The organism is Amycolatopsis sp. NPDC049159 (genome assembly GCF_040648295.1).
GTDB lineage: Bacteria > Actinomycetota > Actinomycetes > Mycobacteriales > Pseudonocardiaceae > Amycolatopsis > Amycolatopsis pretoriensis_A.
On record NZ_JBEZDL010000024.1, the window covers coordinates 107,723 to 128,198 of the forward strand.

General features: G+C 70.9%; 18 protein-coding genes and 1 pseudogene. 9 read left to right on the forward strand and 10 right to left on the reverse strand.

Going from position 1 to position 20,476, the window contains the following annotated elements; genetic code table 11:
* Window positions 1-944: pseudogene (locus tag AB0B33_RS37450) on the reverse strand (hypothetical protein); the annotation flags it as partial.
* A gap of 273 nt (window positions 945-1,217) precedes the next feature.
* On the opposite strand from AB0B33_RS37450, the gene AB0B33_RS37455 reads away from it, so the two are divergent.
* Both AB0B33_RS37455 and AB0B33_RS37460 read left to right on the forward strand, forming a co-directional pair.
* Window positions 1,218-1,721 (forward strand): DUF3145 domain-containing protein, encoded by a 504-nt coding sequence (locus AB0B33_RS37455; RefSeq protein ID WP_290054326.1) that lies wholly within the window; start codon window positions 1,218-1,220, stop codon window positions 1,719-1,721.
* 30 nt (window positions 1,722-1,751) lie between these two features.
* Window positions 1,752-2,345, forward strand: a complete 594-nt coding sequence (locus AB0B33_RS37460; RefSeq protein ID WP_360780935.1) for a hypothetical protein — start codon at window positions 1,752-1,754, stop codon at window positions 2,343-2,345.
* 49 nt (window positions 2,346-2,394) lie between these two features.
* Here the strand turns inward: AB0B33_RS37460 and AB0B33_RS37465 are convergent, their stop codons facing one another.
* The 5 genes from AB0B33_RS37465 to AB0B33_RS37485 all read right to left on the reverse strand — a co-directional run bounded on the left by AB0B33_RS37465 (window position 2,395) and on the right by AB0B33_RS37485 (window position 7,286).
* Window positions 2,395-3,645, reverse strand: coding sequence for a beta-ketoacyl-[acyl-carrier-protein] synthase family protein (locus AB0B33_RS37465; RefSeq protein WP_247012718.1), 1,251 nt, complete (start codon window positions 3,643-3,645; stop codon window positions 2,395-2,397).
* Window positions 3,646-3,674: 29 nt separating this feature from the next.
* Window positions 3,675-3,920 (reverse strand): acyl carrier protein, encoded by a 246-nt coding sequence (locus AB0B33_RS37470; protein ID WP_004559006.1) that lies wholly within the window; start codon window positions 3,918-3,920, stop codon window positions 3,675-3,677.
* Between the two features lie 75 nt (window positions 3,921-3,995).
* On the reverse strand, window positions 3,996-4,979 hold the full coding sequence (locus AB0B33_RS37475) for a beta-ketoacyl-ACP synthase III (RefSeq protein WP_360780938.1): 984 nt from the start codon (window positions 4,977-4,979) through the stop codon (window positions 3,996-3,998).
* Window positions 4,976-5,899: an ACP S-malonyltransferase gene (locus AB0B33_RS37480; RefSeq protein WP_360780941.1), complete on the reverse strand. Its 924-nt coding sequence runs from the start codon at window positions 5,897-5,899 to the stop codon at window positions 4,976-4,978. The genes AB0B33_RS37475 and AB0B33_RS37480 overlap by 4 nt, the downstream gene beginning before the upstream one ends.
* Before the next feature lie 172 nt (window positions 5,900-6,071).
* Window positions 6,072-7,286, reverse strand: coding sequence for a helix-turn-helix domain-containing protein (locus AB0B33_RS37485; protein WP_360780945.1), 1,215 nt, complete (start codon window positions 7,284-7,286; stop codon window positions 6,072-6,074).
* A 128-nt stretch (window positions 7,287-7,414) separates the two neighbouring features.
* On the opposite strand from AB0B33_RS37485, the gene AB0B33_RS37490 reads away from it, so the two are divergent.
* The 5 genes from AB0B33_RS37490 (at window position 7,415) to AB0B33_RS37510 (ending at window position 12,374) form a co-directional block, all read left to right on the forward strand.
* Window positions 7,415-8,323 carry an ATP-binding cassette domain-containing protein gene (locus AB0B33_RS37490; RefSeq protein WP_247012710.1) on the forward strand — a complete coding sequence of 303 codons (909 nt, stop codon included), beginning with the start codon at window positions 7,415-7,417 and terminating at the stop codon, window positions 8,321-8,323.
* Window positions 8,320-9,540, forward strand: coding sequence for an ABC transporter permease (locus tag AB0B33_RS37495; RefSeq protein ID WP_247012708.1), 1,221 nt, complete (start codon window positions 8,320-8,322; stop codon window positions 9,538-9,540). The genes AB0B33_RS37490 and AB0B33_RS37495 overlap by 4 nt, the downstream gene beginning before the upstream one ends.
* 349 nt (window positions 9,541-9,889) lie before the next feature.
* A complete protein-coding gene (locus tag AB0B33_RS37500; protein WP_360780949.1) occupies window positions 9,890-10,663 on the forward strand; it encodes a hypothetical protein in 774 nt (257 codons plus the stop codon).
* A gap of 298 nt (window positions 10,664-10,961) precedes the next feature.
* Window positions 10,962-11,681, forward strand: coding sequence for an MOSC domain-containing protein (locus tag AB0B33_RS37505; protein ID WP_360780952.1), 720 nt, complete (start codon window positions 10,962-10,964; stop codon window positions 11,679-11,681).
* 54 nt (window positions 11,682-11,735) lie between these two features.
* Window positions 11,736-12,374: a nicotinamide mononucleotide transporter family protein gene (locus tag AB0B33_RS37510; protein WP_247012703.1), complete on the forward strand. Its 639-nt coding sequence runs from the start codon at window positions 11,736-11,738 to the stop codon at window positions 12,372-12,374.
* On the opposite strand, the gene AB0B33_RS37515 is transcribed toward AB0B33_RS37510, so the two are convergent.
* On the reverse strand, window positions 12,355-13,965 hold the full coding sequence (locus AB0B33_RS37515; RefSeq protein WP_360781041.1) for an L-lactate permease: 1,611 nt from the start codon (window positions 13,963-13,965) through the stop codon (window positions 12,355-12,357). The genes AB0B33_RS37510 and AB0B33_RS37515 overlap by 20 nt on opposite strands.
* 133 nt (window positions 13,966-14,098) lie before the next feature.
* Complete coding sequence (locus AB0B33_RS37520; RefSeq protein WP_360780956.1) at window positions 14,099-14,689, reverse strand: TetR/AcrR family transcriptional regulator; 591 nt, start codon at window positions 14,687-14,689, stop codon at window positions 14,099-14,101.
* Window positions 14,690-14,771: 82 nt separating this feature from the next.
* Here AB0B33_RS37520 and AB0B33_RS37525 point away from each other — a divergent pair, with 82 nt between their 5' ends.
* Window positions 14,772-15,515 (forward strand): SDR family oxidoreductase, encoded by a 744-nt coding sequence (locus AB0B33_RS37525; protein ID WP_360780959.1) that lies wholly within the window; start codon window positions 14,772-14,774, stop codon window positions 15,513-15,515.
* On the opposite strand, the gene AB0B33_RS37530 is transcribed toward AB0B33_RS37525, so the two are convergent.
* Window positions 15,516-16,727, reverse strand: coding sequence for an alpha-hydroxy acid oxidase (locus AB0B33_RS37530; RefSeq protein WP_247012697.1), 1,212 nt, complete (start codon window positions 16,725-16,727; stop codon window positions 15,516-15,518). It lies immediately after the preceding gene.
* 83 nt (window positions 16,728-16,810) lie between these two features.
* A complete protein-coding gene (gene aceE / locus AB0B33_RS37535) occupies window positions 16,811-19,606 on the reverse strand; it encodes a pyruvate dehydrogenase (acetyl-transferring), homodimeric type (RefSeq protein WP_360780962.1) in 2,796 nt (931 codons plus the stop codon).
* Window positions 19,607-20,026: 420 nt separating this feature from the next.
* Between aceE and AB0B33_RS37540 the strand changes: the two genes are divergently transcribed.
* Entirely contained in the window at window positions 20,027-20,458 is a 432-nt protein-coding gene (locus AB0B33_RS37540; RefSeq protein ID WP_247012693.1) for a DUF3052 domain-containing protein, read from the forward strand.
* The last annotated feature ends 18 nt before the right edge of the window (window positions 20,459-20,476 follow it).

The window sequence follows — 20,476 nt, forward strand, 5'->3', positions numbered from 1 at the left end:
TCCGGCTCCGGCGCGACTTCGGCTTCCGCGAGCGGTGCGGCGGGCTCGGCGGGTGTGGGCTCGGCGGCCGGAAGGAGTTCTGGCTCCGGTGCGGGCTCGGCGAGCGCGGGTTCGGGGGCCGCAGTGGCGTCAGCGAGTGCGGTTTCGGGCTCGGCGACAGGCGCTTCGGCCGGCTCGGGCTCAGGCTGGGGCTGGGGCGGGACCGGGGTCGCGGTCCGCCAATCGGACACGCCGGACGGGGCCGAAGCCGCGGCCGGGCCGGCGGCGGCCGCCGGGCTCGCCGTTTGCTTCGGGACCTCCGGGCCGCTGTCCCAAAGGGACTCCGGGGGCGCGTCGTCCGTGAAGCGGCTGAAACCCTCGCCCACCAGGATGTCGTCCGAAAACTCCGGGGCCTCCGGGGCCAGGCCGCGGATCAGCGCCCGGACCTGGTCGACCGACCGGGGCCGGTGCGCTGTCGCCAGCGAGACCGTCGCCGCCAGCATCGTCGTCGGGGTCGGGTGCAGGACGCGGACCGGGCCGGCCAGGTCGCTCGCCGGCTGGTCGACCGTTTCCACGTACGGGCCCACCGCGATGATCGTGCCCACCGGGGCCGTGCCCGGGACCACCGCCGCGATCTTCCGCTCGCACGCCTGGGAGACGTCCAGGGCCTCCGTGGCCGGGTTGACCGCGTCGTCGTCGGCCACCAGGGGCCAGCCGTCCGCGCGCCACGACGCTCCCAGCGGGGCTTCCAGGCGCAGGGCCGGGTCCGGGAGGTCCACGCCGATGACGATGATCACGCCGTGGGGCAGGATGACCACCGCTTCGATCGGGCGGTCCGTCACCGTGCCGACGCCGATCAGGGCGATGCCGCCGATCACGGTGCTGCCGCGGCCCAGGGATGCCAGTGCCGCCCGGATGTCGTCCGCCACCCGGGACTGCTGCCGCTCCAGGCGCACCAGTCGCACCGAAAACCCCTCCCTGCTCGTCGTTCCGGGTCATCACGCTAGCGCGCGTGGCCGTATCCATCGTGCGACACGGGGACGACGCGGCCGCGTGCCCTCCGAAAGTGGTGCCCCGGGTGACTTGTGGTGTTCATGTGGCCAAACAGCACGGTTGGGGTGCAGAATGTGCTTCAACGCATCGGAGGCGGCATTCGGGAGCCGCACTGAAGCCGTTCCGCAGCTCGAGTCAGGGCGTAGGGGAAGACGTCCCTCGTCGAGCAACAAGCGGAGGTAGCAGTGAGCACCCGTGGCAGCACCCGAGGTGTGGTGTACGTCCACTCGTCGCCGTCTGCGGTGTGTCCGCACGTCGAGTGGGCCATTTCGGGCACCCTGGGTGCCCGCGTTGACCTGAAGTGGACGGCGCAGCCGGCCAGTCCGGGTCAGCTTCGCGCCGAATGCGGTTGGCGCGCGCCCGCGGGCACCGGCGCCAGACTGGCGTCCGCCCTCAAGGCGTGGCCGATGATCCGGTTCGAAGTGACCGAAGAGCCCAGCGCGGGCGTCGACGGCGAACGGTACTGCTTCGCGCCCGGCCTCGGCCTGTGGCACGGGCGGACCAGCGCCAACGGCGACATCGTGGTGGGCGAAGACCAGCTGCGCGCCCTCGTCGCCATGACCCGCGGAGGTGAGTCCCTCGCGCACAAGCTCGACGAACTCCTCGCCGCGAGCTGGGACGAGGCGCTCGAGCCCTACCGCCACGCCGGGGACGGCGCCCCGGTGACCTGGCTGCACCAGGTCGGGTAGCCGCGGGACGGGGGCCGGTACGCTCACGGCGTGACCACCCCCGCCCCCAGCTCTCGCCAGCGCTGGCTGGTGCCCGTCGTGGTCGTCGTGCTGTCCGTGACCGTCGGGGCCGGCCTGCTCGCGCGCGAGCTCTACCGCCGTCCCGACCAGTCGGCCGACGACACCTCCGCCGCGGTTTTGCCGCCGTCGACGTCGGGCAGTGGCGAGCCGGCCGCCGCGGACGCCGTGCGGATGACCGACGACGCGCGGGCGCACCCGCAGGCCGACGCCGTCCGCCGGGTCATCGAGACGTACTTCTCGGCCATCAACACCAAGCAGTACCAGCAGTGGACGAGCGTGGTCAGCGCACAGCGGGTGGCCGAACAGTCACTCACCGCCTGGAAGAACGGCATCCGGACCACAAAGGACCGGGACGCCGTCGTCTACCGGATCGAGCGCGGCTCCGGCTCGTCGCTGCGGGTCCTGGTCGGGTTCACCAGCGTGCAGAACCCCGAGGACGCCCCGCAGTTCTTCCAGGAGCCGTGCATCAAGTGGCGGCTGGTGCTGCCGATGGTCGTCGAGCAGGCGGCGCTGAAGATCGATTCGATCGACAAGGGCCCGCCGCCCGAACACGAAAAGTGCTGACGAAAAAAAGGGGCCCGGCCGAAGCCGGGCCCCTTTTCTTTCGCGTCCGTCAGGCCGCGGGGGTGAACAGCAGGGCGGTGTTGTGGCCGCCGAAGCCGAACGAGTTGCTGATCGCCGCGGTCAGCTCGACCTTGCGCGGCTCACCCGAAACGACGTCCAGCTGCACCCGCGGGTCCAGGTCGGTCAGGTTCATCGTGGCCGGCACGATGCCGTGGTAGAGCGACAGGATCGTGATGATCCCCTCGACCGCGCCGGCGCCGCCGACGAGGTGGCCGAGCGCGCCCTTCGGCGCCGTCACGACCGGGTGTTCCCCGACCGCGTTGCGGATCGCCGCCGCCTCGCCGATGTCACCGACCACAGTGGACGTCGCGTGGGCGTTCACGTGCCCGACGTCCGCCGCGGTGACGCCGGCCATCTTCATCGCCGCGCGCATCGCGGCGATCTGGCCGATGCCCTCGGGGTGGTTGCCGGTGATGTGGTAGGCGTCCGAGGTGATGCCGTGCCCGGCGATCGTCGCGTAGATGCGCGCCCCGCGGGCCTTCGCCAGGTCCGCGCGCTCCAGGATGACCACGCCGGAACCTTCGCCGAGGACGAAGCCGTCCCGGTTGGCGTCGAACGGCCGCGAGGCCGCGCCCGGGTCGTCGTTGCGCGTGGACACCGTGCGGGCCTGGGCGAACCCGGCCAGCGTGATCGGGTGGATGCACGCTTCGGCACCCCCGGCGACCACGACGTCGGCGCGGCCGGAGCGGATCATCTCGACCCCGCTCGCGATGCCTTCGGCTCCCGAAGCGCAGGCCGAAGCGGGCGAATGCACGCCGGCCCGCGCCTTCAGGTCGATGCCGACGTGCGCGGCCGGGCCGTTCGGCATCAGCATCGGCACGGTCAGCGGCGACACCTTGCGGAGACCCTGCTGGTGCAACAGATCGTTCTGGGTGAGCAGGGTGACCGGGCCGCCGACGCCGGTGCCGATCGACACGCCGAGGCGGTCGGGGTCGACGTCGGTGTGCTCGTCGGTCGGCTCGCTGTACCCGGCGTCGGCCCACGCCTGACGCGCGGCGATCAGCGCGACCTGCTCGCAGCGGTCGAGCCGGCGGGCCTGCACCCGCGGGAGGACCTCCGAGGGATCGACGGCCAGCTGACCGCCGATCTTGACCGGCAGCTGCAGTTCCTCGACCCAGTCGGCCTCGATCGCCCGGACCCCGCTCCGCCCGGCCAGCAGACCGTCCCAGGTGGACGTCACGTCCCCGCCGAGCGGTGTGGTGGCGCCGAGACCGGTGATCACGACGTCGATGTTGCTCATGGGAGTCTCCTCAAGGAGGGGAAGAGGACTTACTTGGAGTTGGCCGAAACGTAGTTCACGGCGTCGCCCACGGTCTTGAGGTTGGCGAGCTCGTCGTCCGGGATCTTGACGCCGAACTTGTCCTCGGCCTGCACGGCGATCTCGACCATCGACAGCGAGTCGATGTCCAGGTCGTCCACGAACGACTTCTCGGCGGTGACGTCGTCCTGAGCCACACCGGCCACCTCTTCGACGATCTCGGCGAGGCCGGCGAGGATCTCAGCGTTGTCAGCCATGGGGTAGTTCCCTTCTCGGTGTTTCTGGGGTCTCTGGTCCGCGGGCGAAATTGCCCGCGGGGAGCGTAACGGTGGTCAGGGGCAGACGAACGCCTGCCCGGCGTAGGACAAGCCCGCGCCGAACCCGACCGCCAGCACCACGTCGCCGGACTTCGCCGTCCCGGCCTTGCGCATGTGGTCCAGCGCGAGGGGGATGGACGCCGACGAGGTGTTGCCGGAGTACTTGATGTCGTCCGCGACGACCATGTCCTCACGGGCGCCCTGCGCCCGCAGCTTCTTCGCGATCGCCTCGACGATGCGCAGGTTCGCCTGGTGCGGGATCAGCACGTCCACATCGGACGGCTTCAGCCCGGCGACCTCCAGCGCGCGCAGGGCGATCGGCGCGATCTGGGTGGTCGCCCACCGGAAGACCGACTGGCCCTCCTGGTAGATGAACTTCTCTTCGGTCATCCCGATCAGGTCGACCAGGTCGCCCGCGCTGCCCCAGGAAACCGGGCCGATCTTCGGCTCGTCGGACGCGCCGACGACCGCGGCACCGGCGCCGTCGGCGAAGATGATCGCGTTCGCGCGGTCGGTCGGGTCGATCGAGTCGGTGAGCTTCTCGGCGCCGATCACGAGGACCTTTTTGGCCGAACCGCCGCGGATCAGGTCGGAGGCGACGCCCAGGCCGTAGCAGAACCCGGCGCACGCGGCGTTGAGGTCGAACGCGCCGGGGCTCGGGATGCCGATCCGCGCGGCGACCTGCGCGGCCGCGTTCGGGATCGGCGTCGGCATCGTGCAGTTCGGCAGGATGACGGTGTCCACTTCGGACGGATCGACCCCGGCGTCGGCCAGCGCGGCGGTGCCGGCGGCGACCGCCATGTCGGTGAGCAGCTCGCCCTTGTCGGCGAAGCGGCGCTCGATGATGCCGACGCGCGTCCGGATCCACTCGTCGTTGGTGTCCATGACCTTCGAGAGGTCGTCGTTGGTGACGACCTTCTCGGGCTGGTAGCTGCCGACGCCCAGCACGCGGCTGCCGCGGGAGCCCGGGTTGAGGCTCAGGGCCGGTCGGTCGGTCACGAGGCGTCCTCCTGGCGCAGCGCGGCCAGTTCGGCCGGCGTCTTCAGCGCGGTGGTAGTGGTGACGACGCCCTTGAGCTGCCGCTTGACCAGGCCGGTCAGCGTGCCCGCGGGCGCGAGTTCGACGGTGCGGGTGACGCCGAGCGAGACCAGGCCGTCCATCGTCAGGTCCCAGCGGACCGACCGGGTGACCTGGGCGACCAGGCGCTCCAGGTACTCGGCCCCGCTGGTGACGACGGTGCCGTCCGCGTTGGACAGCAGCGGCCGGGTGGGGTCGGCCGGGGTGAGCTCGGCGGCGTGGGCGCGCAACGCCTCTTCGGCGGGCGCCATGTACTGCGTGTGGAACGCGCCGGCGACCTTGAGGGCGCGGATCTTCGTGCCTTCCAGGGGCTCGGCGACGATCTTCGCGACGGCGTCGGCGGCGCCGGAGGCGACGATCTGCCCGGCTCCGTTGCGGTTCGCGGCGGTCAGGCCGCGTTCTTCCAGCCAGGCGACGACCTGCTCGGGGTCCCCGAGCATGACCGCGGCCATCGACGTCGGTTCGAGCGCGCAGGCCTTCGCCATCTCGGCGCCGCGGACGGCGGCGAGCGCGACGGCGTCCTCGGGCTTCAGCACGCCGGCGATCGCGGCCGCGGCGAGTTCGCCGACGGAGTGGCCGGCGACCGGCGCGTCCTCGGCGACCGGGGCGGTGGCCTGCAGGTGCTCGAAGGTGAGCAGCGAGAGGGCGACGATCAGCGGCTGCGCGACCGCGGTGTCCTGGATCTCGTCCGCGTCCGCCTCGGTGCCGAGGTGGAGCAGGTCGAGCCCGGCGCGGTCGGACCACTGGGCGACGCGCTCGCGCGCGCCGTCGAGGTCGAGCCAGGGCGTGAACATGCCGGGGGCCTGGGACCCCTGACCGGGAGCGAGGACTGCTGCTGTCACCCTCTAAGACAACACGGCGAGGGTGCTTTCCCGGGATGCCGACGCTCACAGTGTCTACGCGGCGTCTTTGTCGGAACCCTCCAAAGACGCGCCGGAGAAGCTCGCGCGTAACCCGGATGCCTTGTCGGGTTCAATCACCTTTCGCTGTTAAGTCCATCACGTGACGCGGCCCTCACCAGAGGCCGCGGGCGCGGGCCAGCCTGCCCACCGTCAACGCGATCCGCAGCACCAGCGCGTCCCGCGGGTCGGTCGGCTGGCAGCCGGTCAGCTCCGCCGCCTTCCGCAACCGGTACCGGACGGTGTTCGGGTGCACGAACAGCGTCTTCGCGCACGTCTCGAGCACGCCGCCGCTCTCCAGGTACGCCTCGACCGTGCGCTGCAGCGTCGGGCCCGCTTCCTCCAGCGGGCGCGCGATCGAGTCCACCAGCAGGCGCTCGGCCTCGGCGTCCCCGGACAGCGCGCGCTCGGGCAGCAGGTCTTCCGACCGGACCGGCCGGGGCGCGTTCGGCCAGCCGACCACCGCGCGCAGCCCGGAGAGCGCCTCCGTCGCGCTGTGGTGGGCTTCGGCCAGCGACGGGACCGTCGGGCCGGCGACCACCGGGCCCTCGGCGAACGCGACCGACATGCGCGCCAGGATTTCCCGCTCCTTCACCCCGCCGTCGGTCGGCCCGCCGACCACGACCACCAGCCGCGAGCCCTGGACCGAGAGCAGCACCGGGCGGCCGACGCGGGCGGCGCGGCTGCGGACCTCGAACACCACGGCGGGCGGGTCGTCCGACGGCGGGTTGCCGACCAGGACGGTCGCCGCCGCGGTCGGGTCCCACCCCAGCGCCGTGGCGCGCGAAAGGACCGACTCCTCGGCGTCGCCGCGGACGATGCCGTCGACGACCAGCGCCTCCAGCCGGGCGTCCCACGCGCCGCGCGCTTCCGCGGCGGCGGCGTAGGAATTGGCCGCCGCGAACGCGATTTCCCGGCCGTACCGCAGGATTCCTTCGATCAGCGCCGCGCGTTCCCCTTCGCTCGCGGCGAAATCGGGCAGCTGCTCTTCGAAAACCTCGATCGCCAGCCGCACCATGCCGACGGCCTGGCGCAGGCTGATCCACCGGGAGAGCTCGGCCGGCGCGTCGCGGAACGCCTCGGTCGTCAGCTTCAGCGCTTCCTCCGAGTCTCGCAGCCAGCTGACGAACCCGGCGGCGCCGGCCTGGGTGATCAGCAGCACGCTCGCGCGCTGGTCGGCGGGCAGCCGGGCGAACCAGGTCAGCCGCTGCTCCATCACCGCGATGCTGGCGCTGGCCAGGCTGCCGGACGCGTGCTCGAGCCGCCGGAGCGTCTTCGCGGACAGTCCGTGGTGCTTCGGCACCCGGCGCGGCGTGGGGGTTCCATCCATGGCTGACGCGATCCTACGTGCTCCGCAACTTTCGTAGCCCCCGGTGGCAACGCCGGACGCTATGCGGTGCGTGCACGTACTGCCTAGGATCGCGGGCACCGGGGAACACAAGAGAATGGGGGACCGGGATGACCGGTTTAGAGATCGACGCGATCTCCAAACGCTACGGCGACGTGGTCGCTTTGCGGGAAATGACCTTCGACGTCCGGCCGGGCGAATTGTTCGGGTTCGTCGGCAGCAACGGGGCGGGGAAGACCACGACGATGCGCATCGCGCTCGGTGTGCTGTCGGCCGACGCCGGCGAAGTCCGCTACGACGGGCGGCCGGTGACGCACGAAACGCGGCGCCACATCGGGTACATGCCCGAAGAACGCGGGCTCTACCCGAAGATGAAGGTCGCCGAGCAGCTGACCTACCTCGCGCGGCTGCACGGCATGTCCGCGGCCGAGGCGCGGACGTCGACGGAGAAGTGGACCGAACGGCTGGGCGTCGCCGCCCGCCGCGAAGACGAGGTGCAGAAGCTCAGCCTCGGCAACCAGCAGCGCGTCCAGCTGGCCGCGGCGCTGGTGCACGAGCCGCGGATCCTGGTGCTCGACGAGCCGTTCTCCGGCCTCGACCCGGTCGCGGTCGACGTGATGAGCGCGGTGCTCAAGGAAAAGGCCGCCGAGGGAGTGCCGGTCGTGTTCTCCAGCCACCAGCTCGACCTCGTCGAGCGGCTGTGCGACCGCGTCGGGATCGTCCGGAGTGGACAGATGGTCGAGGTCGGCACGGTCGGCGAGCTGCGCTCCGGCGGCGCCGTGCGGCTGCGCGTCGACGTCCCCGAAGCCGGTGACGGCTGGGCCGACGGCGTCCCGGGCGTGCGGGTGCTCGGCCGCAAGGGCACGGTCACCGAGCTGGAGCTGGGGGAGGACGCCGACGACCAGGACGTCCTCAAGGCGGCGCTGGCCTCCGGGCCGGTGCGCGAGTTCGCGCGCGAACAGCCTTCGCTGGCCGACCTGTTCCGTTCCGTCGTGACGACCGAGGAGGTTCCCGCATGAGCACGCCGCTCCCGGACGTGCGGATGAGCCCGATGAGCGCGGTCGGCCTCGTCGCCTCGCGCGAGATCGGCACCCGCGTCAAGTCGAAGGCCTACCGCGTCACCACCGTGGTCATGCTGCTGCTGATCGTGGTCGGCATCGTGCTGATCAAGCTGATCTCGGGCGGCGGCAGCGCCGACTCGACCGTCGGCTACACGCCGGCGACCGCGCCGCTCTCGGCGTCGCTGAAGGCCGGTGGCCAGGCCGTCGACGAGAAGATCGACGTCACCCAGGTCGCCGACGAGGCCGCCGGGCGCGCCAAGCTGGCCGACGGCTCGATCGACGCGCTGCTCACCGGCGACGGCAAGACCGTGCACGTCCAGGTGAAGAAGGACCTCGACGGCAAGCTCGCGAACGTCCTGCAGCTGCTGTCCCGGCAGGTCGCGCTCGACCAGCAGATCACCGCGCTGGGCGGGAACCCCGCGCAGTTCGAGGCGGCGATCGCCTCGGCGAAGTTCATCGAGGACCCGCCGCTGGAGCAGCCGTACGACTACAACGGCCAGCAGCTGGTGCTCGGCATCGCCGCGGGCATCCTGATCTACCTCTCGCTGATGATCAACGGCCAGAGCGTGGCGCAGGGCGTGGTCGAGGAAAAGACGTCGCGGGTCGTGGAACTGCTGCTGTCGACGATCAAGCCGTGGCAGCTGATGGCCGGGAAGGTGCTCGGCATCGGCGTGGTCGGGCTGATCCAGATGCTGGTGATCGGGGCCGGCGGGGTGATCGCCGGATTGGCGTCCGGCGTGCTCACCATTTCCGTTTCGGCCGCCGTCGGCACGGTCGTCTGGCTGATCGTGTGGTACCTGCTCGGGTTCTTCATGTACTCGATCGTGTTCGCCGCGCTGGGCGCGCTGGTTTCGCGCCAGGAAGACGTCGGCGGCGCGACGATGCCCGCGTTGATGTTCGTCATCGCCGGGTACGTCGTCGGCATTTCCGTGCTGCCGTCGGACCCGGGGAACACGTTCGTCGAGGTGCTTTCCGTGATTCCGGTGTTCGCCCCGACGCTGATGCCGATGCGGCTGGCGATGGGCGGGGTCCCGGTCTGGGAAGCCGTGTTGTCGGTGGGGCTCGTGGTGCTGATGATCCCGGGGTTGATCTGGCTCGCCGCGCGGATCTACCGGAACGCGGTCATGCGCAGCGGCGCGAAGGTGAAACTGCGCGACGCCCTGCGCGCCGCCTGAGGTTCGCCGATTGTTCATCCGGCCCTCGGACGCTTCGGTGTCCGGGGGCCGGAACACTTTTGCCTTCCAGACGCTCGAGCATCTTCACGATGCTCGAGGGAGCCCGGTAAATGCTCGAGGCCGCCCGGCGCTCGCGGTTTACGCTGCGCCGGACGGCCTCGTCTCCCCGGTCCCCACCGGTAGAACCAGTATGGCCAGGGGTGATCTTTCCGCGCCAGTCGTCTCACTCGATCGTGGGGCGCACGAGTTGCCGTCGCTGGGTACCTGATCAACGATCCGGTGCAACACAGCGGCACCACCCCGAATCTGCGGGTGGAGATTCGGGCGCAAAACCCGTGGAGGGAGTCATATGGGCCAGCAACTGAAGGACGGGCTCGGGCAGGCGTGGAACCTGGTGGCCACGTTCGTCCCGAAACTCGTGGGATTCTTGATCATCCTGCTGATCGGCTGGCTGATCGCGAAGGCGATCTCGAAAGCGCTGGGGCTCGTCCTCGGAAAGGTCGGGTTCGGGAAACTCGTCGAGAAGACCGGGCTTTCCGGCAGCGTCGGCAGCCAGAAGATCGACGCGGCCGGGATCCTCGTGAAACTGGTCTACTACTTCGTCCTGCTGATCGCGCTGCAGCTGGCGTTCGGCGTGTTCGGGCCGACGAACCCGGTGAGCCAGCTGCTCAACGACATCATCGCGTTCCTGCCGCGGATCGTGGTCGCGCTCGTGCTCGTCGTGGTGGCCGCGGCCATCGCGAAGGTCGTGCGTGACGTCGTCGCGTCGGCGCTGTCCGGCCGGGGCGCGGCGCGGCCGCTCTCGATCGGCGCCTACTGGCTGATCATGGCGTTCGGCATCATCGCGGCCCTCGGCCAGGTGAACATCGCGACGGCGATCACCGGCCCGGTCCTGATCGCGGTCCTCGCCACGATCGGCGGCGTGATCGTGGTCGGCTTCGGCGGCGGCCTGATCAAGCCGGCCCAGGACCGCTGGCGCGGCTGGATGGCGAACATGGAGCACCAGCTGGAGACGCCGCAGCAGCGCACCGGCGAGATGGGCACCGCCGCGCGCCCGCGCACGCCGGTGGGTGCGGACAACACCCCGACGCCGCCGGCGGGCACCCCGCGTCCGCCGGTCTGATCCGGCAGCGGTGAAAACGGGAACGGGCCCGGCGGACGAGGAAGCCGCCGGGCCCGTTCCCGCGTTCCTGGCCTTCTCCTGCCGGTCCAGGCGCCGCAGGCGACGTCATGAACGAGTCTTTCACCGCGTCGGACGCGGTGAAAGGGTCTTTCACTGCGTCAGGGGGAGGCCCGCGACTCCGTTCGGGCTTGGTGGAGGAGGAAGCTCCCGTTCAGGCGAGTCTTGAATGGGTCATTCAAGACCTCCGAAGACCTGAATGACCCATTCAAGACGGGCGGGCGGCCGATACCCTGGAGCGATGGGGGTCGTCGCGGCGCTCTGGCGCTATCCGGTGAAGTCGATGGCGGGGGAGCGGCTGACCGAGGTCGCGGTCGGGGAGCGCGGCCTCGACGGCGACCGCCTCTACGCGGTCCACGATCCCGGCGGCAAGTTCGGCAGCGGCAAGAACTCCACCCGGTTCCGGCGGATGCCGGGGCTGCCCGCGTTCGCCGCCCGCTACGACGGCGACGTCCCGGTGCTGACCTTCCCGGACGGGCGCGTGCTGCGCGGTGACGACGGCGGCGTGCACGCCGAGCTCGCCGCCGCGCTGGACTTCCCGGGCGTCAGGCTGGTGGTGGAAGGCGAGCTCCCGCACCACGACGAAGCCGCCGTCCACCTGGTCACGACGTCGTCGCTGGCCTGGCTGGCCGAGCGCACGCCGGGTGTCGCGCTCGACGAGCGGCGCTTCCGGGCCAACCTGCTGCTCGACACCGGCCCGGCGCCCGGGCTCCCCGAAGAAGCCTGGGTGGGGGAGCGGCTCCGGATCGGCGAGGTCGAGCTGGAGGTGCTCCGCAAGGCCGTCCGCTGCGTGATGGTCGGGCTGCCGGCCGGCGGGCTGCCCGCCGCGCCCGGGCTGCTGAAGACGATCTCCGAGGTGAACGGCGTGACGTTCGGCGTGCAGGCGCGCGTGGTCCGCGGCGGCGCGCTGCGCGTCGGGGACGTCCACGAGGTGGGATGTTCCGCCCCTCACACTCCCTAGGGAATTCGCCTCCCGCGGAGCATGTTGGGAGCGGTAGGACGAAAGGGGCGTGCCGTGGACTTCCTGCTGCACCACGGAATCACCGTGCTGGGCCAGTGGATCTCGATCGCCGAGCTCGCCGGGCAGGTGTTCGCGCTGGCGGTCGTGTTCCTCGCGCAGCGTCGCACGCTGTGGACGTGGCCCGTGCAGGTCGGGGCCACCGTGCTGCTGTTCGCCGTCTACGTCTCCGCGCACCTCGGCGGGCTCGCCGCCCGGCAGGTCGCCATCCTCGCCATCTCGCTCTACGGCTGGTGGGCCTGGACGCGCCGCAAGGACCCGGTGTTCGGCGTCGTCGTCCGCTCGGGCCGGCTCGCCGAACGGCTGGCCATGCTGGGCGCGTTCGTCGTGGGCACGACGGTGATGGCGCTGGTCCTGGACGCGCTGCACGCCTCCTGGGCGCCGTGGCCGGACGCCGCGATCTTCGTCGGCACCCTCGTCGCCTTCGGCGCGCAGGGCGCGGGGCTCGTCGAGTTCTGGCTGGTCTGGCTGGTCGTCGACGCGATCGGCGTGCCGCTGCAGATCTCCTCCGGCCTGTACTTCTCGGCCGCGATCTACATCGTGTTCGCCGGGCTCGTCGTGCACGGCTGGTGGAGCTGGAACCGCTCCGCCAAGCGCGTCGCGGCCTCGGCCGGGGTCATGGCAGCATCCAGCTGAGCACCGGCGTGCTCTGCCCGAGCACGATCAGGCACATCACCAGCAGCAGCCCCAGGCTCCACGGCAGCACCTTCCGCAGCAGCTTGCCCTCCTCACCGGGCAGGTTCGCGGCCACGCAGGCGATCGTGAGGTTCTGCGGCGACACCATCTTGCCGAGGACGCCGCCGGAGCTGTTGGCCGCGGCCAGCAGGTCCGCCGGCAGGCCGGTCTTGGTCGCCGCGGTCACCTGCAGCGCGCCGAACAGCGCGTTCGCCGAGGTGTCGGAACCCGAGACGGCGACGCCGAACCAGCCCAGCACCGGCGACAGGAACGCCAGCCCGGCGCCGGCCGCCGCGATGAACGTGCCGATCGCGGGAGTCTGGCCGGACAGGTTCATCACGTAGGCCAGCGCGAGCACCCCGGTGACGGTGAGGATCGCGAACCGCAGCTCCTTGACGGTGGCCAGCCACTCCTGCGCGGTGCCGCTCGCCGGGACGGCCAGGATCACCGCCGTCAGCACGCCGGCGATGAGCACGAGCGTGCCGCCGGTGTTGAGGAACGGCAGCGAGAAGGTGTTGCCGGACACCGGTTTCCCGTTCGGCCCGGCCACGTCCAGCCCGGGCCAGTGGAACTTCCAGGTCGCCTTGTCCAGCAGCTTCTTCACCGGTGGGAGGACGGCGATCGAGAAGATCACGATGATCAGCGCGTAGGGCAGGTAGGCCTTCACGACGTCGTTGCGGGAGTCGTGCGGCGGCTCCTCGGCGGTCGCCGTCCCGCCGGTGCCGATCCGGACCTCCGCCGGGACCGGGCGGCGGGTCTGGGGCAGCGCCACGAGCGCGGCGGCGCCGGCGAGCGCGGCGCCGATGTCGGCCAGCTGCGGCGACACGAAGTTGGACGCGAGGAACTGCACGAGCCCGAACGCGACCCCGCAGACCAGCGCGGGCAGCCAGGTGTCCTTCAGTCCGCGCTTGCCGTCGACGATGAGCACCAGCAGCAGCGGCACGACCAGCGCGAGCAGCGGCGTCTGGCGCCCGACGATCGAGGACACCTCCTGCAGCGGCAGGCCGGTGACCTGGGCCAGGGTGACCACCGGCGTGCCCATCGCGCCGAACGCGACCGGGGCGGTGTTCGCGACCAGCGCGACGACCGCGGCCTTCACCGGGTGGAAGCCGACGGCCACGAGCATCACGGCGCTGATCGCGACGGGCGCGCCGAAGCCGGCCAGTGCCTCCATCAGGGCCCCGAAGCAGAAGGCGATGATCAGCGCCTGGATCCGCGGGTCGTCGGAGATCCGGCCGAACGAGCGGCGCAGGACGTCGAAGTGCCCGGTCCGCACGGTGAGGCGGTAGATCCACAGCGCGTTGACGACGATCCACATGATCGGCCACAGCCCGAACGCGGCGCCCTGCAGCGCGCCGGAGACGGCCTGCACGACGGGCATCCCGAACGCGGCGATCCCGACGACGAGCGCGACGAGCAGCCCGATCAGGGCCGCGTGGTGCGCGCGCATCCGGACGGCGCCGAGGAGCACGAGGACGGTGGCCAGCGGCAGCACGGCGACGAGCGCCGACAAGCCCAGCGAGCCGAGGGGAGTCACGTCTTGCACGAACACTGCCTGCACGAACACGGGCGACCTCCGTTTTCCACGATGCGAAAACGGCCTTTCGGCGGGTGCCCGAGATCTTCGTCACAAACCGGTCGTTCCGTCAAGAACTTGAGACCGGTTGGCCCAACGCGTCAGCCGTTCACGTCCGGGGCAGCACGGCGAGCGCCGTCTCGGCGATGGCGCGGAGTTCCGCCGGCTCGACGCCGCCCTTGCCCAGCGCTTCGAGGCCGCGCAGGACGGCCAGCACGAGCCCGGCCAGGTGGGCGGGGTCCGCACCGGCGTCGAGGTCGCCCGCGCGCTGGGCGCCCGCGATGCACGCCGTCAGGTAGTCCTGCAGGTCGTGGAACGCCCGCCCGGTCCGCGCGGCGACGGCGTCATCGTGCTCCGAGCATTCGGCGGCGCCCTTCGCCATCAGGCAGCCGCGGCGCTCCCGGTCGGCGGCGACCGACTCGGCGATGGCCCGCACGTGGTCGCCGAGCCGCCGGAGGGCCGTGTTGTCGGGGCCTTCGAGCTGGTGCCGCACGCCATCGGTCGATTCGGTGCAGTAGTAGTCGTAGACGCGCAGGTAAAGCGCGTGCTTGTCCCCGAAGGCGCCGTAAAGGCTGCCCTTGCCGAGGCCGGTCGCGGCGGCGATGTCGTCGACCTTCGTGCCCGCGTAGCCGTGCTCCCAGAACTGGTCCCTGGCCGCGCGCAGGACCGCTGCCTCGTCGAAGCTCCGGGGTCTCGCCATGAGATCAGCCTATCCATTCTTGACTATCTCGTCCAGAACGGCGTACGTTCTGGACGAGATAGTCAAGAACTCGGAGGGCATCGTGAACCTGGAAAACAAGACCGCCGTCGTGACCGGCGGGAGCACCGGCATCGGCCTCGCCATCGCGAAGCGGTTCGCGGCCGAAGGCGCGCACGTGTTCATCACGGGCCGGCGCAAGGAGGCCCTCGACGACGCGGTCGCCGAGATCGGCGGCGACGTGACGGCGGTGCGGGCGGATTCGGCGAACCTGGCCGACCTGGACGAGCTCTACCGCGCGGTGGCTGAGCGCGGCCGCGGCCTGGACGTCCTGGTGGCCAACTCCGGCGGCGGCAGCTTCGCCCCGCTCGGCGAGATCACCGAAGAGCAGTTCGACAGCACCTTCGCCACGAACGTCAAGGGTGTCATCTTCGCCGTCCAGAAGGCGCTGCCGCTGCTGAACCCGGACGCCTCGATCATCCTCACCGGCTCGACGGCGTCGACCCGGGTCGACCCGGCCTTCAGCGTCTACGGGGCGACGAAGGCCGCGGTTCGCAACCTCGCCCGCGGCTGGGCGGTCGACCTGAAGGGGACCGGGACGCGGGTCAACGTCCTGGCTCCGGGACCCACGCGCACCCCCGGCCTGCTCGGCCTCGTCGCCGAGGACGAGCAGCAGGGCCTGGTCGACAACCTCGCGGCGCAGGTCCCGCTCGGCCGGGTCGGCGAACCGGCCGAAATCGCGGCCGCCGCGCTGTTCCTGGCTTCCGCGGAGTCGAGCTTCGTCAACGGCGTCGAGTTCTTCGTCGACGGCGGCCTCGCGCAGGTCTGACTAACGCAGGGTGGCGTGGCCCGGGGTCAGGTCCTTCAGGGTCCGGACTCCCAGCAGCTGCATCGTGCGGACCATCTCCGTGCGCAGGATGTCGACGCAGCGCTGGACCCCCCGCTCGCCCCCGGCCATCAGGCCGTACAGGAACGCGCGGCCGATCAGCACAGCGTCCGCGCCGCGCGCGATCGCCGCGACGATGTCGCCGCCGGAGAGGATGCCGGTGTCGATCCAGACCTCGGCGCCGCCCTGGAGCTCGTCCAGCACCGCCGGGAGGAGCTCCAGGGGCGTCGGGGCGCGGTCGAGCTGGCGGCCGCCGTGGTTGGACAGCAGGACGGCGTCCGCGCCGTGCTTGACGACGTCGCGGGCGTCGTCGACGTTCTGCACGCCCTTGACCACGAGCTTGCCGGGCCAGGTCTGGCGGACCCAGTCGAGGTCGTCGAAGTTGAGCGTCGGGTCGAAGAGCTTGTTCAGCAGCTCGGCGACGGTGCCGTCGAAGTGGCTGAGCGAGGCGAAGTTCAGCGGCTCGGTGGTGAGCAGGTTGAACCACCACGCCGGGTGCGTGGCGCCGTCGAGGAACGTCTTGAGCGTCAGCGCCGGCGGGATGGTCAGGCCGTTGCGGACGTCCCGCAGGCGCGCGCCGCCGACCGGGGTGTCCACGGTCAGCATGAGCGTGTCGAAGCCGTTTTCCCACGCCCGATTCATCAGATCTTCACCGGCGGCGTGGTCGCGCCAGACGTAGAGCTGGAACCACTTGCGGGCGCCGGGCGCGGCCGCCGCGAGGTCCTCGATCGACGTCGTCGCCATCGTCGAGAGGCCCATCGGGATGCCGTTGCGCTCGGCGACGCGCGCGACCGCGCTCTCGCCCTCGTGCTGCATCATCCGCGTGAACCCGGTGGGGGCGAAGGCGAACGGCAGCGCCGAGGTCTTGCCGAGGATCTCCCGCGTGGTGTCCACATCGGACACCCCGCGCAACACGTTCGGGTGGAACTCGACCCGGCGGTAGGCCTGCCGGGCGCGGAGCAGGCTGTCCTCGAGCTCGGCGGCGCCGTCGGTGTAGTCGAAGGCCGCTCGCGGGGTGCGCTTGCGCGCGGCCGTCCGCAGGTCGGCGATGGTGTGCGCGTTCGCCAGCCGCCGTTCGGTCGGGTTCAGGACGATCGGCTTGGGTCGCAGGATCTGCTTCAGCTCGGCCGGCTTCGGCAGGCGGCGCTTGGTCACCTTCATCAACTCCCTAACGAACTACGCGGCAAGAGGAGCCCGGCAGACATCGGATGTCTGCCGGGCTCCTTTCTAGCACCAGGTCACGCGCTCCCGGAATCCGACGTCTGCGGCCCGGCGGCCGCGATGTCGTCGAGCCGGTACTTCGTGGCCGCTTCGAGGACCTTCGCCTGCTCGACCTCGCCGCGCTTGGCGAGGATCGACAGCGCGCCGACGGTGATCGACTCGGCGTCGACCAGGAACTTCCGCCGCGCCGCCGGCCGGGTGTCGGAGAACCCGAACCCGTCGGTGCCCAGCGTCAGCATGTCGGTCGGGACGTACGGGCGGATCAGGTCCGGCACCGCGCGCATCCAGTCCGACACCGCCACGACCGGCCCGTTCGCGCCCTGCAGCTTCTCGGTCACGAACGGCACGCGCGGCTCGCTGCCCGGGTAGAGCAGGTTGTCGTGGTCGATCGCGACGGCTTCGCGCCGCAGCTCGGTCCACGACGTCGCCGACCACACCGCGGCCCGCACGCCCCACTCCTCGGCCAGCAGCTGCTGAGCCTTGAGCGCGTCCGGCATCGTGACGCCGGAGACGAGGATCTGCACCTCCGGGCCGTCGCCTTCCGGGGCCTCGGCGTACTTGTAGAGACCCTTGAGCAGGCCGTCGACGTCGAGGTTCTCCGGCTCGGCGGGCTGCTGGTACGGCTCGTTGTAGATCGTCATGTAGTAGAAGACGTTCTCGCCGTTGCCGTCCGGGCCGGTCTCGCCGTACATCCGGCGCAGGCCGTCCTTCACGATGTGCGCGATCTCGAACGACCACGACGGGTCGTACGCCACGGCGGCCGGGTTGGTCGCCGCCAGCAGCAGCGAGTGCCCGTCGGCGTGCTGAAGGCCCTCACCGGTCAGCGTGGTGCGCCCGGCGGTGGCGCCGATGACGAACCCGCGGGCCATCTGGTCGGCGGCGGCGTAGAGGCCGTCACCGGTGCGCTGGAACCCGAACATCGAGTAGAAGATGTAGATCGGGATCATCGGCTCGCCGTGCGTCGCGTACGACGTGCCGACGGCGGTGAACGACGCGGTCGAGCCCGCCTCGTTGATGCCCTCGTGCAGCAGCTGGCCCTTCTCGGACTCCTTGTAGGCCAGCATCAGGCTCGCGTCGACCGACGTGTACGTCTGGCCGTGCGGGTTGTAGATCTTGGCCGTCGGGAACATCGAGTCGAGGCCGAAGGTGCGGGCCTCGTCCGGGATGATCGGGACGACGCGCTTGCCGATCTCGGAGTCCTTCGCCAGCTCGCGGACCAGCCGGACGAACGCCATCGTCGTGGCGACCTCCTGCTTGCCGGAGCCCTTGCGGACGCCTTCGTAGATCTTGTCGCCGGGCAGCACGAGCGCCTTCGCGGCCTTCGGTCGGCGTTCCGGCAGGAAGCCGCCGAGCGCCTTGCGTCGCCCGATCAGGTACTCGATCTCGGGCGAGTTCGCACCCGGGTGGTAGTAGGGCGGCAGCTTCGGGTCGCGCTCGAGCTCCTCGTCGCTGATCGGGATCCGCTGCGAGTCGCGGAACAGCTTCAGGTCGTCGAGGGTGAGCTTCTTCATCTGGTGCGTGGCGTTGCGGCCCTCGAACGCCGGGCCCAGGCCGTAGCCCTTGATCGTGTGGGCCAGGATCACCGTCGGCTGGCCGTGGTGCTCCAGCGCCGACTTGTAGGCCGCGTACACCTTGCGGTAGTCGTGGCCGCCGCGCTTGAGGTTCCAGATGTCGGCGTCGGAGAGGTCCTTGACCAGGTCCTTCGTCCGCGGGTCGCGGCCGAAGAAGTGCTCGCGGACGAACGCGCCGTCGTTGGCCTTGTACGTCTGGTAGTCGCCGTCCGGCGTCACGTTCATCAGGTTGACCAGCGCGCCGTCGCGGTCGGCGTGCAGCAGCGAGTCCCACTCGCGGCCCCAGATGACCTTGATGACGTTCCAGCCGGCGCCGCGGAAGTACGACTCCAGCTCCTGGATGATCTTGCCGTTGCCGCGCACCGGGCCGTCGAGCCGCTGCAGGTTGCAGTTGATCACGAAGGTCAGGTTGTCGAGGCCCTCACCGGCCGCGATGTGGATCAGGCCGCGCGATTCGGCCTCGTCCATCTCGCCGTCGCCGAGGAACGCCCAGACGTGCTGGTCGTTCGTGTCCTTGATGCCGCGGTCGCGCAGGTAGCGGTTGAACCGCGCCTGGTAGATCGCGTTCATCGGGCCGAGGCCCATCGACACCGTCGGGTTCTCCCAGAACTCCGGCATCAGCCGCGGGTGCGGGTACGACGGCAGGCCGCCGCCCTCGCCGGCGTGGCTGTACTCCTGGCGGAACCCGTCGAGCTGCTGCTCGGACAGCCGGCCCTCGAGGAACGCGCGGGCGTAGATGCCGGGGGAGGCGTGGCCCTGGATGTAGATCTGGTCGCCGCCGCCCGAGTGGTCCTTGCCGCGGAAGAAGTGGTTGAACCCGACCTCGTACAGCGCCGCCGAGGAGGCGTAGGTCGAGATGTGGCCGCCGACGCCGACGCCGGGGCGCTGCGCGCGGTGCACCATGATCGCCGCGTTCCAGCGGATCCAGGCGCGGTAGCGGCGCTCGATCTCCTCGTCACCGGGGAACCAGGGTTCGTTCTCGGTGGGGATCGTGTTGACGTAGTCCGTCGAGGTCAGCGCCGGGACGCCGACGTTCCGCTCGCGGGCCCGCTCGAGGATGCGCAGCATCAGGTACCTGGCCCGCTGCTGCCCGCCCCTCGCCAGAGCCTCGTCGAACGAGTCCAGCCACTCGGCGGTCTCCTCCGGGTCGATGTCGGGCAGGTGCGCCGCCAGTCCGTCACGGATGACGCGTACGCGTGCCGGGGTCTCCTTGCCGGAGGCGCCGTCGTTCTGCGGGGCCAAGGGGTCTCCTTGCGAAAAAGTCGTAGCCGGTGGTGCTCGTGCGCGGGCGTGTACGACTCTCCATCGTCGTCTTCCGTCCCGGCTTCCGCACCGCTACTTGGCGGTAACATGGGCCGACCCGGTCGGGCCACTCCCTGCGCGCGGTGTATCGCGCGCGCGTTTTTTTCTCCCCCACCCTAGGGGACGGCCCCCGGCGGGGTGGCAGACCGGTGGTGCGAGGCACCCGAAACGCCGTCGCGGCGAGCCCCTCCCGGGCCGTATCCTGCGACACGAGTTGTCACAGATCCGGTGTGGACGGTTGCGCGCGGAGCCGCACCAGTGTTCGCTATCGGCAACCGGGTAGCCGAGTGTGGCGGAGCCGTACCCTCCGAAAGAGGGTGGGGAACGCCACGCTCCGTCGCAGTTGGAGGAGTGAAAGCAGTGGTCGCCGCGGGAGACGCTGATCAGAGCAGCGTCGCCGAGAGGCTCGGCATCAAGCCCGAGATGGTCGTCCAGGAGATCGGCTGGGACGAGGACGTCGACGACGACCTCCGTGCGGCGATCGAGGAACAGATCGGCGGGGACATCCTCGACGAGGAGGCCGACGAGGTCATCGACGTGGTGCTGCTGTGGTGGCGCGAAGACGACGGCGACCTCGGCGACGCTCTCATCGACGCGAGGGGTCCCCTCGAAGAGACCGGCGTGATCTGGGTGCTGACCCCGAAGACGGGACAGCCCGGGCACGTCGAGCCGAGCGAGATCGCCGAAGCGGTACCCGTCGTCGGACTGGCCCAGACCGCCAACATGAGCGTCGGCGCGAACTGGATCGGCACCAGGCTGGTGTCCCCCAAGTCGAAGTCGAAGCAGCGCTGACCCGGCCCGGGCCGGCGG